This is a genomic window from Corallococcus llansteffanensis, from assembly GCF_003612055.1.
In the GTDB taxonomy this organism is placed as follows: Bacteria; Myxococcota; Myxococcia; order Myxococcales; family Myxococcaceae; genus Corallococcus; species Corallococcus llansteffanensis.
Genome location: NZ_RAWB01000334.1, coordinates 1 through 11140, shown reverse-complemented (window position 1 = coordinate 11140; position 11140 = coordinate 1). Strand labels below are relative to the sequence as shown.

Sequence of the window (11140 nt, the reverse complement as noted above, 5' to 3'; positions counted from 1 at the left end):
CCCCAGCGCCGTCCGCTTCGTCCCCCGCGTGCGGGACCAGGAGCGCGCGTGGAACCGCCTGGAGATGGGGGCCCTGGTGAAGCTCCTGCTGCGCTTCCGCACCGCCTTCTGGCGGGAGCAGGCGGATACCGCGCGCTTCGGCTTCTTCCATGACCCACGGTCCCCCTTCGCCACGTGGTGGACGCTGTCGCCCCACCGGCGCACCCGGCACCTGGTGGGCTGGAGCGGAGGGCCGGCCGCCGAGGCGCTCTCCCAGTGGAGCGAACGCAAGGTGCTGGGGAGCGCGCTCCAGGGACTCGCGCGGATCTTCCATCGCCCCGTCCGGAGCCTGCACGAAGGCCTGGAGGCGTGGCACCTGCAGGACTGGCAGCGCGAGCCGTACACGCGAGGCGGCTACGCCGTCATTCCCACCGGGGCATTGGATGCGGTGGCCGCGCTCGCCAGGCCCGTGGGCCGGACGCTCTTCTTCGCGGGGGAGGCCACGCACGTCGGCGGCGAGGAGGGCACCGTGCATGGCGCGCTCGACACGGGCCGGAGCGCGGCGGAGGCGCTGCTGGCCCGGCGCGGGGAGGCGTCACCCCACGAGCGCCCACTCGGAGGGACAGCGGGCGGAGGAGCCCTGGAGTGATGTGGAAGCGTTGGCGCGTGGACATCTTCCTCGCATGCGCCTCTGGATCGCCATCGTCGCGGGATTGAGCCTTGGCCAGTCGCAGGACGTGGCCCCGACGCCTCCGGAAGATCCGTCCGTGAGGGATCCGGCCGCCGCCGCCCTGCAGGATGCCTACGAAGATGCGGCGGGCAACTTGGATGGCGCGAGGCCGCCCCAGGGCTACGTCATCCAGGGCCAAACGGATCCGACCCAGGGGGCCTACACGATCACGCCGCTGCTGCCCGATGGCACCGCCCCGCTCACGACGGGTGAGGCCGCCACGCAGGAGTCGCAGACCGTCGTGGTCCCGCCTGTTCCTACCGTCTACGATTCGCAGCCCTCCTCCAGCGGAACGGCCGCCGCGGACGACACGGCTGGCCAGGAGGCGTCGGGGACGGGCGGCGCGGGCGCGGCAGGAACCCCGTCGACCGTCGGAGGGACCACCGCGGGTCAGTCCGACACGGGCGCGGGCGCGGCGGGAACGGCGCCAGGCTCAGGCCCCACCAACACCGGCGCGGCGGGCGTCGGGGGCACTGTGGACACGGGCGCGACCTCCGCGAGCCCCGCGTCCGAGGTCGCGCCGGGCGTCACGGGAAACGTTCCGCTGGACTCGTCGCAGGTGACAGTGCAGGAGCCGGCCCCCGGAGCCGCCCCCACGACGGAGACCGCGACCGGTGGCTCCGGCGCCACTGGGACCTCGGGGACCGCCGCGCCGCCTCCAGGGGGCGTGTCGTCCGCGACGGCGCCGGACCAGGCGACCCAGGCCGCGACGGCCGGTCCCCCCAACGCGAACGCGGCGCAGCCCGCCGCTTCCAACGAAGAGCTGACGCGCCTTCGCGAGCGCGTGGCCGAGCTCGAACAGGAGATGGAGGCCCGGGACGCCGTGGCCACCGAGCGATCCCAGGCCGTGCAGTCCCAGGTGGATGAGCATGAGCAGCGCGCCTACGAGACCGAGCGGGCCCGGCAGCAACGGCTGGCGCGGATCCAGTCCGCGGGCCAGTGGATGCTCGCGGCGGATCAGGCGCTGGAGCAGGGCGAGCTGGGCGTGGACAACGCGCTGGGCATCGCCGACCAGGACTTCTCCGTGGTGCGCGAGAGCGCCTCGGCCGCAGGGAATGGCATGGTCGTCGTCCACTCGGAGCGCGCCCGCGCGCAGATCGCCCTGGCCCGGGATGCCGCCAGCAACCGGGACGTGTACGGCGCGCGCATCGCCCTGCAGAACGCTGGCGAGGAGCTGCGGCTGGCGCGCGCCGCGACCCTGGAGCGGCCGGGCTCGGCCAACGCCCTGCTCAATCGTTGAGGCGGGGGGTGGCCTGCGCGGGAGCGCCCGCCGGCTTCGCGATGAGGTAGCCCTGCACGAAGTCCACGCCGTGCTTGCGCACCCAGGCCAGCTCCTCGGGGGATTCGATGCCCTCGGCGACCGTCTTGATGCCGAGCTGCCGGGCGATCTCCAGCAGCTTCTGCACGATGGACGCCTTGTAGGGGTCCGCGTGGACGTTGCGCACCAGCTCCATGTCCAGCTTCACGATGTCCGGACGCAGCTGGTGGATGAGGTTCAGTGACGAGTAGCCCGCGCCCAGGTCGTCCAGCGCCACCTTGAAGCCCGCCTCCCGGTAGAAGTTGACGATGGAGCGCAGGTGCTCGGCGTTCGCGGCCCGGTCGGATTCGATGATCTCGAAGACGATGCGCTCCTCGGCGATGCCTGCCTCGCGGATGGCCGCCACCGTGGAGCGCAGACAGAAGGCCGGGTCGTAGATGGCCGTGGGCGTGAAGTTGATGAACAGGTGCGTGCTCAGCTGGTGGCGCACCGCCTCGCGGATGGTCGTGGTGCGCGCGGCCAGGTCCAGCTGGAACAGCAGGTCCGCCTCGCGGGCCGTGTCCAGCATCCGGGCCGGCGACACGAGCGCGCCCTGCCGGTCCACCCCGCGCATCAGCGCCTCGTGCGCGAAGATGCGGGACGTGTCCTGCGCATGGACGATGGGCTGGAAGAACGTGGTGAGCCGCGACTCCGCCAGCATGTCCACCAGCCACCCCGACTGCTGCAGCATGGTGATGCGCTGCAGCGAGTCCACGCGCGGGAAGTCCGCCATCCCCGGCTCCGTGTCGCCCGGGACGAAGAGGGCCCGCGTGCCCCGGACCTCCTCCGCCGTCAGCACGCCGGGCAGGTGCTCGGACAGCTGCTGGAGGCCGCCCTCCCCCATCCCCACCACGACACAGCGCGCGTCGGTGCGCAGCTGGTACGCCCCGCCCGACTCGCGCAGGTGCGCCACCAGCTTCCCCAGGCTGTGGCCCAGCGGCGGCCACAGGAACAGCCGCCCGGGTCCCTCGGGCGGCTCAGGCAGGGTCTGGCAGCGACCACATCCGTTCACCTGCGTCATGGTGCGGTCCTGGCCTCATGGCGTATGGCGGAAGATGAGCAGTCCGCGCGTCGTCTCCCACCCATACACCAGCCCGTCGGCGACGTGAACGCCCTGGAGGCCCTCGAGGTAGCCCACGCCCCGGCCCGGATCCGCTTCGCTCCAGGTGTTGAAGTACCCGGCGGCCTTCGGCGTCCCCAGCGTGGACACGTCGTAGACGCGCAGGCCGTCCTGGTAGTTCGCGACGTAGAGCGTGGTTCCCGACAGCTCCATGCCCCCCAGGGAGGCCTCCGGCCGCAGCTTCAGCTCACCGCGCTGGACGATGGCCTCCGGGTGGCTGGTGTCCAGCACCAGCAGCGACGAGGCCCACTCGTCCGACCCCTGGAAGACGGTGTTGACGCCCTCGATCTTCCCCACCGCCAGCGCGCTCGTCGAAGCGCCGCCGAAGCGGCCCAGCAGCTTGGGCGCCTTGGTCGTCGCCACGTCCGTGACGTCCGTCACCGACACGCCGTAGCTCCAGTTGCTCACGTACAGGCGGCTGTCCTGCACCGCCAGCCCATAGGGGTACTCGCCCGCCGAGGACGAAGCCCCCTCCACCGAGTAGCGCACCACGAGCGTCGGCGCGGAGGGCTGGGTCACGTCCAGGACGACGATGTCCGAGCGGGGCTTGGGCGACGCCACGTAGAGCAGGTTGCCCTCCTTCGCCAGCCCATCCACCCGCACCGTCACGTCCGCGAGCACGGACTTTTCGCAGGAGGGGCGCGCGGGCTTCGTCAGGTCGCAGATGCGCAGGCCCTTGGCGAACGTGCCCAGGTAGAGCGTCGTGCCGGAGATGAGGCCGGTGGTGAAGGCCTCGTCGTCGTCCTTCAGCTCGGAGGCCAGCACCGGGTGCGCGGGGTCCTTCACGTCGTAGATGAACAGGCCCTCCTCGCGCGCCATCACGTACGCGTACCCGCCCGCCGCCACCACGCCCGTGGGCCGCCCCCGGGGCAAGGCGATCTCGCCCAGCAACTCCACGCGGTCGGACACGGCCTCGCCCTCGCGCCGCGCGACGCGCGTGGCGGTGAAGGTGCCCTGGCGCGAGGTCGCGCCGTTGACGCACACGCGCACCACGCCCTGGACCTGCCCCGGGCCTGACGCCTTGCAGCCGGAGAACGCGTAGCGCACCGCGCCGCCCTCCGAGCCCGTCACGTCGCTGGCCAGGTAGAACGTGTCCGGGGTGATCTGCTTCGTCGTCATCGACAGGCCGATGAGCAGCGGATCCCCGGGGGAGAAGCGGATGGAGGACGGACCCACGACCCCGTCCTCGAAGATGACGTTGGTGTTCCAGATGCCTTCGGGCTGCACGACGCTCAGCGTCGAGCGGTCGCAACCCGACAGGTCGATGGCTTCAACCTGACACTCGGCTTTGTTGTCGGTGTCGTCGGAATTGCCGCAGCCGACGGCAAGGAACACGGTGGCGGCCAGGAGGGGGAGACGGTTCATTGCCTCCTCCATACCGGGCGACCCCGACCGGAGCCAAGTCCCCCGCCACCCACCGAGGGACGAAACCCCGGACGTCCACCGTCACGCAAAGAAACAAATGAACCGCTTGTGCGTTTGTGACGGGAGAGGGAGCCTGCCGCCGGGCCCCTGATACGCCTGTCTCCTCGCCTCACGAGGTGCTTTTTGAACCCCCGTTCGCACGTGGTCGCCGTGCTGCTGGCCCTGCTCCTGCCGGAGCTCGCGCTGGCCCAGGTCTTCGTCGTCCCCCGTCGCGCGGGGAAGACCCCCGTCAACAGCTACGAGTTCGAGTGGCGCCACATCGACATCCTCGTGGGCCCTGGCGCGACCGGTGTCGCCAAGCCCGACAACACCCCCGTGCATGAGCAGCCGCCCGGCACCCAGGGCGGCGCGCTCCCCAACGCGCCCACCACGCGGCCGACGGGCAGCACGCAGTCGCCGCCAGGAGGGCCGGAGGTCACGCCCTCTGGACAGGTGACGACGCCGCCTCCGGACACCACCACCAGCGCCGCGCCGGGCGGCATCGCGCTCGACATGGGGCGGTCGGACGCGGGCAGCGGTCCTCCCAGCGTCACCGGGCTGCCGGACGGCGGCATTCCGCCCCCGGGCGTGGTGGCCCTGGTGGATGGAGGCCTCGCGGGCGACGCGGGCACGCTCACGGGCGCCACCGTCACCACCGCGGACGGCGGCACGGGCGGGTATGCCGGCGCGCCGCTGCTGCTGGGCGACGCGGACGGCGGCTTCAACTACACCTACGCGAAGGACCTGGGCGCGAAGACGGGCGGCGTGCGCTTCTACTTCTACGAGCGCGAGCGCCAGGTGGCCGAGCGCGCCGCGCCCATCGTCGAGGAGGCGTACCGGTACCTGGTGGATCAGTTCAAGTACGTCCCCACCGAGACGTTCCCGTACATCCTCTACAGCAGCTACGCGGAGTTCCTCCAGACGAACGTGTTCGCGGTCTCCGAGGGCACGCTGGGCGTCACCAGCACGGAGGACCTGAAGCTGTCGCTGCCCTACCTGGGCGACCACCACCTCTTCGAGGAGGTCAGCACCCACGAACTGGCGCACCAGTTCACCATCCAGAAGGTGCGCACCGTGGCCGAGCAGGCCAAGGTGTTCGGGGATCCGCTGGGCGGCTATCCGCTGTGGTTCATCGAAGGCCTCGCCGAGTTCTACGCCAAGCGCGGGTTGGATCCCGAGGCGGAGATGATGGTGCGGGACCTGCTGGTGAACCCGGACCTGATGAAGGGCTACGCGTTCCTCGACTTCTTCTCCCCCGGGCCCTACGGCTTCCTGTGGATCTACAAGGTCGGTCAGGCGCGCGTGGCCTTCCTGGAGGACGAGTACGGCGCGGGCATCACCCAGCGCCTGCTGGAGGAGGCGCCGCGGCTGGTGGGGGGCTCGCGCGACGCGCCGTCGCTCAAGTTCGAGGAACTGCTGGAGCGGCTCACCGGGGATGACCCCAAGCGCATCTCCGCGCGCTTCGAGAACTGGCTCAAGCGCAGGGCGTTCAAGACGTACCTGGACTCCGCGCAGACGGCGCCCGCGCTGGACTCGCTGGCCGAGACGCCGGGCATCGTCACCGCGATGGCGAGCGGGCCGGACGGCAACGTGCTGGCCCTGCGCACCATCGTGCCGGAGACGGGCGAGAGCCGCCTGTACCTGATGGATCCGCGCAACCCGGAGAAGAACGTGAAGGTGGCGGGCGACGGCGTGCCGGGCGTGGAGTCGCTGCACCCGGTGTCGGGCCGCAACTTCGCGCTCACCAAGGACAAGCTCGCGTTCGTGGCGGAGCGCACCGGCCGCGACGTGCTGTACGTGCAGGACTACGTGCACCTGCAGGAGAAGAAGGCCACGGACGTGCTGGTGAGGCGTTCGGCCATCCGCACCGGCGTCGGCCGGGAGGTGGGCCTCAGCGTCAAGCTGGAGCTGGGCGACCGGCGCGAGTACCGCATCGACAAGCAGGGCGTGCTGGCCATCTATTCGCCGGCCTTCTCACCGGACGGTCGCCACCTGGCGTTCATCGGCATCAACGACTCCGGCCTGCGCGACGTGTACGTCGTGGACCTGTCGCAGGGCAGCGACGCGAAGCCGCGGCAGCTGACCAACGACGTCTTCGCCGAGCGGCAGGTCACCTGGGGCCCCTCCGGCATCATCTACACGTCCGACGCCACGTCGCACCGCAAGTACAACCTCTTCCGGGTGAAGGCGGACGCGCCGGCGGGTCAGGCCGAGCGCCTCACCACCGAGGAGCGTGACGAGGCGGATCCGCTCGCGTTGCCGGACGGGCGCCTGTTCTTCGTCGCCTACAACCAGAGCAGCTCCGACCTGCACGAGCGGCTGGCGGACGGGCGCATCGTGCGCCGCACCGACCTGACGACGGGCGTCTTCGAGCCCGGCCCCGGCCCCGACGGCGGCCTGTGGATGCTCTTCCACATGTCCGGTGAGCGGAAGCCGTCGCTCTTGCGTCCGCCGCGCATGCTGTCGCTGGAGGATCCGAAGGAGCCGCAGGGGGATCCACCCTCCCCCATGGCCCTCCGGCCGCTCACCGACGCGTTGGACTACCGGCCCTTCACGCGCGAGAACATCGAGCTGGGGCCCATCTTCGGCTTCGCGGGCGCGGGTGGCGGCGGCTTCGTGGGTCAGGTGTTCGCGTCCGCGTCGGACCGGCTGCGCGACCACCAGATCGTCCTGACGCTGGCGGTGTACGGCTCCTTCGAGCTGACGGACGGCCTGCTGCTCTACATCAACGACGAGAAGCGCTCCACGTGGGGCGGCGGTCTGTTCCAGTCGCTGCGCTTCCGCATCGACAAGACGTTCGACAACCTGCCGGCGGATCAGCGCCCGTTCTTCATCTCGTCGGAGCGCTACTTCGGCGCGCTGGGCAGCCTGCGCTACCCGCTCAGCACGTTCTTCTACTTGCAGGGCGACCTGAGCGTCGGCGGCACGAAGTACTTCCTGGACGACTTCAACGAGTTCTACCTGGCGTTCCCGGAGCGCAACGAGTCGAACATGGAGCTGTTGTCCGAGTGGCGGGCCCAGAACCAGCACATCCGCTTCCAGACGGAGCTGAGCGGGCGCATCGGCTACGACAGCCTCAAGTACCACTACGCGACGGGGCCGCTCGCGGGCAGCTCCGTGCTGCTGGAGGCCACCGCCGGTGTGCAGCCCTTCGACTCGCAGGCGTACGGCAACCTGCGCCTGGACGCGGAGCGGTACTTCCCCATCTACGGCCGCACCAACTTCTTCGCCCGCGTGGGCGCGGGCACCACGGTGGGCGGCCGCTACGCGCGCTCCTACTACCTGTCCAGCTTCGACACCCTGCGCGGCGTGAACTTCGGCGACGAGCGGTGGCTCCTGGGCCAGCACTTCGTCTACTCCACGCTGGAGGCACAGCTGCCCCTCAACGACATCATCCGGGTGGCCTTCCTGAGCGACCTGGAGGCCATCGCCGCCGTGGACGCGGGCGGCGTGGGTGACGGGGCGAGGGACCTGTGGGACCACCGCGTGCTCAACGCCGTCGTGGGCTTCAACCTGTCGCTGGGGCCCCTCCTGTTGCGGCTGCACTTCGCGAAGCCGTTCGACATCAAGGCCGCCAACGGCAAGCCGGACGAGGGCTGGGTGACGAACTTCTCGCTCGGTGTCGCGGGCCTCAACGGCTTCTTCGACCAGAAGGACACCGGCAAGAAGGCGGTCGCCACCCCGCAGGGCATGGCGTTGATGCCCTCACTGGGCGGCGGCTACACGACGCCCCTGGTGCACTGAAGCAGGCGTGGCTCAGGACTGCGCGGCGACGAGGGCGGCGTTGGCGCGAGCCAGCGGCCCCCCGTCGTTGGGGATGCGCTCGAAGTCTCCGCGCAGGGCCTTGATGGCGAACTTCTCCAGGTCGATCTCCCGGCGGGTGCGCACGCCCCACGCGCGCACCAGCGCGGACAGGGGGCCGAAGCCGGTGATGCCCTGCTGAAGCAGCAGGGCCAGCGTCACCCCGCTGACCACGCGCCAGCCGTGGCTGCCCCGGCGCCCCAGGACGAGGCCCAGCAGGGCCAGCGCGGAGCCACCCACCGCCAGGGCGCGGTGCATCTCCCACTCGCGCTCCAGCTTCCCCAGGTACTGGCTCATCTCCGCGCGGTCCGCCCGCTCGGCCATGCAGCGGACACACTCCTCCACGTGGGCGTCGATGCGACGGTTCACCGTGGACGGCGCGTGGGCGCGCACGGCATCGGACGAGGTCTGGTTCCAGGACTCCATCGTCGCTCCCCTGTGAGGCTCGCCTGAGAGGCTCGGGCAGCCGGACCCGGGCCCTCCTCCAGCCTGCTCCGAGGAAGCTAGGGCTGGCGGACCCGTCCGTGCACAGGCCGCCGCGTGAACGTCCTTGCCCGGCTGCCCGCCCCGGGGGCGTGGAACGCCCGCTGTGCCGCCTGGAGTGGGCAGGCGGGCAGGCGGGGGGACGGTTCAACGCGACCCGGCAAGGGAAAGACTTTTCCCCATCCAGGGCGGCCCACGCACCTTGCGTGTTCCCCGACCCCACCCGCCAGGGCAGGTAGGGGGCCATCCGACGCCGTGCTCGGGAGGCACACGGCTTGCTCCAGGAGCGGGGTGATGATGCGTCTACGACTCTTGATCAGCCTCTCGATGCTGCTGGCCGCCTGTGGCTCCGGCACGTCGAACCCCGATGTTCCACCTCCCACCGGGACGGACCCCGGCATCACGGACCCTGGCATCACGGATCCCCAGGGCGAAGTGGATCCGCCGCCCGAGGTGGATCCGCCGCCCGGCAAGCCGCCGCCGGTGGACCCGCCTCCCGTGGATCCGCCTCCCGTGGATCCGCCCCCCGTTCCGGAGGTGCAGCGGCCCTTCACGCTGCCGAAGGTGCAGACGTCGCTGGCGGACTACGAGCTCATCATCCCCGCGGAGGCGATGGCGAAGTTCGAGGCCGACCCGTGGACGCCGGAGCAGGACGCGACGTTCAAGGCCCATGGCATCACGAAGGCGGTGAAGGTGCGGCTGCGCGGGGCCTCCGCGCGGTTCTTCGAGAAGAAGAGCTGGAACGTGAGCTTCGCGGACAAGGACTCGTTCGAGGGCCGCACGTCGCTCAACCTGGTGGCCGAGTACGCCGACGCGTCGATGCTCGCGGAGAAGATCTCCTACGACCTGCTGACGGCGATGCGGGTGCCGGCGTCCACGGCGAAGTTCGTGCGGCTGAACGTGAATGGCCACTACGAGGGCGTGTTCCTGGAGGTGGAGCAGGTCAACAAGGCCTTCCTCAAGGCGCACGCGCTGCCGGACGACGACGCGTCCATCTACCGCGCGGGCTGGAAGGACACCGAGTTCAAGACGTGGAAGGTGCCCTACCAGGGCGACTGGGTGAAGAAGACGAACGAGAAGGAGCCCAACGACGCGCTCTGGGAGGTGCTGGACGTCATCAATCACACGCCGGAGCCGCAGCTCGTCACCACGCTGGAGAAGAACCTGGAGGTGGAGTCCTACGTGCGCTCCATGGTGTTGGACGCGCTGATGTCCAACAACTACGTGGAGGACTCGGAGAGCTACTTCCTGCAGGACAAGATCACCGGCCGCTGGCGCTACGTGCCGTGGGACCTGAACAACGTGGACGCGCGCTGGTGGTACGTGAACCCCGTGGAGGACATGAAGACGAGCACGAACAACATGAAGCACCCGTTGTTCAACTTCACGCTGCTGGATGGTTGGGTGGAGAAGATGTACCAGCAGCGCAAGCTGGAGTCGGCCAGCTACCCGGGCTACCTGCCGGTGTTCTCCAACCTGGGCACGCGCGTGGTGATGAACCCCGTGCTGCGCGCCCGGCTGGAGGCGAGGCTGGACAAGGCGCTGGAGGAGCTGTTCACGCCCGAGGTGATGAACCCGTACATCGACCAGCTCCACGCGTTGATCGATGCCTCCATGAAGGCGGACCCGTACATGGACTACGCGCGCTTCAGCGCGGGCAGGGACTACATGAAGCGCTTCGTGCAGGTGCGGCGGGACTTCGTGCAGAAGGAGGTGAAGCGGCTGGCGGCGCAGCAGTCCACGCTGGTGCTGGAGGCCTTTGATCCGCGCGCCGGGTGGGTGGAGGTGGCGAACCGCGGCACGCAGGCCGTGTCGCTCCAGGGCATGACGCTGACGACGAACCTGCGGGTGAGCCTGGCGGTCAGTGACCACGCCCCCACGCAGGTGACGGCGCCCACGGGCGCGGTGCTGGGCAACACGACGGTGGCGCCGGGGCAGACGGTGCGGCTGAACGCCTCCGCGCTCGGCATCACCTTCCCCGCCAGGGGCGAGGTGGGCCTGTTCGACGGCAAGTCGGTGGTAGGCGTGAAGGACCTGCTATTCTACGGTGAGCTGCCCTCGGGCAAGCACTACGCTCGCGGGGAGAAGGGCTGGGAGGTGCGCTGAGGCGCTGTCCTCCGGGCATCATGCCGTGAGCAGGAGTCGTGCGAGGCGGGCGGGGACGGGTTAGCAGACCCGGACCATGCCCGCCTCCCGCGTTCTGGATGCCCTGTTGCCGCATCGTGCTGGTCCCCTGCCCCGCGTGGCCGTCATTGGCGCGGGCGTGTCGGGGCTGACGCTCGCGCGGGTGCTGACGGGCGCGGGCTTCTCCGTGCGCGTGCTGGAC

Annotated in this window: 8 protein-coding genes; 5 read left to right on the top strand and 3 right to left on the bottom strand. The window is 70.4% G+C overall.

From position 1 onward, the window contains the following. Positions 1–628 (top strand): flavin monoamine oxidase family protein (locus tag D7V93_RS26970; protein WP_147451350.1); only part of this gene is annotated, 628 nt, incomplete at its 5' end. 34 nt (positions 629–662) lie between these two features. Next, on the top strand, positions 663–1949 hold the full coding sequence (locus tag D7V93_RS26965) for a hypothetical protein (protein WP_120646128.1): 1287 nt from the start codon (positions 663–665) through the stop codon (positions 1947–1949). Here D7V93_RS26965 and D7V93_RS26960 read toward each other — a convergent pair. Together D7V93_RS26960 and D7V93_RS26955 are read right to left on the bottom strand one after the other, a co-directional pair. Beyond that, the gene (locus D7V93_RS26960) at positions 1939–3027 is read right to left on the bottom strand and encodes an EAL domain-containing protein (protein ID WP_120646127.1); all 1089 of its coding nucleotides are present in this window, start codon (positions 3025–3027) and stop codon (positions 1939–1941) included. The two genes, D7V93_RS26965 and D7V93_RS26960, sit on opposite strands and share 11 nt — an antisense overlap. A gap of 15 nt (positions 3028–3042) precedes the next feature. Then, on the bottom strand, positions 3043–4491 hold the full coding sequence (locus D7V93_RS26955) for an LVIVD repeat-containing protein (protein ID WP_158623871.1): 1449 nt from the start codon (positions 4489–4491) through the stop codon (positions 3043–3045). A 183-nt stretch (positions 4492–4674) separates the two neighbouring features. On the opposite strand from D7V93_RS26955, the gene D7V93_RS26950 reads away from it, so the two are divergent. Continuing rightward, positions 4675–8274 (top strand): PD40 domain-containing protein, encoded by a 3600-nt coding sequence (locus D7V93_RS26950; protein WP_120646125.1) that lies wholly within the window; start codon positions 4675–4677, stop codon positions 8272–8274. 12 nt (positions 8275–8286) lie between these two features. Here D7V93_RS26950 and D7V93_RS26945 read toward each other — a convergent pair whose 3' ends face one another. Continuing rightward, positions 8287–8757 carry a hypothetical protein gene (locus D7V93_RS26945; RefSeq protein ID WP_120646124.1) on the bottom strand — a complete coding sequence of 157 codons (471 nt, stop codon included), beginning with the start codon at positions 8755–8757 and terminating at the stop codon, positions 8287–8289. Positions 8758–9108: 351 nt separating this feature from the next. On the opposite strand from D7V93_RS26945, the gene D7V93_RS26940 reads away from it, so the two are divergent. Both D7V93_RS26940 and D7V93_RS26935 read left to right on the top strand, forming a co-directional pair. Beyond that, entirely contained in the window at positions 9109–10920 is a 1812-nt protein-coding gene (locus D7V93_RS26940; protein ID WP_208723163.1) for a CotH kinase family protein, read from the top strand. A gap of 76 nt (positions 10921–10996) precedes the next feature. After that, a partial coding sequence (locus D7V93_RS26935; RefSeq protein WP_158623870.1) for an NAD(P)-binding protein occupies positions 10997–11140 on the top strand: 144 nt, incomplete at its 3' end.

Excerpts from the sequence above, each read along its gene's own strand:
- D7V93_RS26965 (WP_120646128.1), top strand. The coding sequence starts at position 663 with ATGCGCCTCTGGATCGCCATCGTCGCGGGATTGAGCCTTGGCCAGTCG.
- D7V93_RS26960 (WP_120646127.1), bottom strand. The coding sequence starts at position 3,027 with ATGACGCAGGTGAACGGATGTGGTCGCTGCCAGACCCTGCCTGAGCCG.
- D7V93_RS26955 (WP_158623871.1), bottom strand. The coding sequence starts at position 4,491 with ATGAACCGTCTCCCCCTCCTGGCCGCCACCGTGTTCCTTGCCGTCGGC.
- D7V93_RS26945 (WP_120646124.1), bottom strand. The coding sequence starts at position 8,757 with ATGGAGTCCTGGAACCAGACCTCGTCCGATGCCGTGCGCGCCCACGCG.
- D7V93_RS26940 (WP_208723163.1), top strand. The coding sequence starts at position 9,109 with ATGATGCGTCTACGACTCTTGATCAGCCTCTCGATGCTGCTGGCCGCC.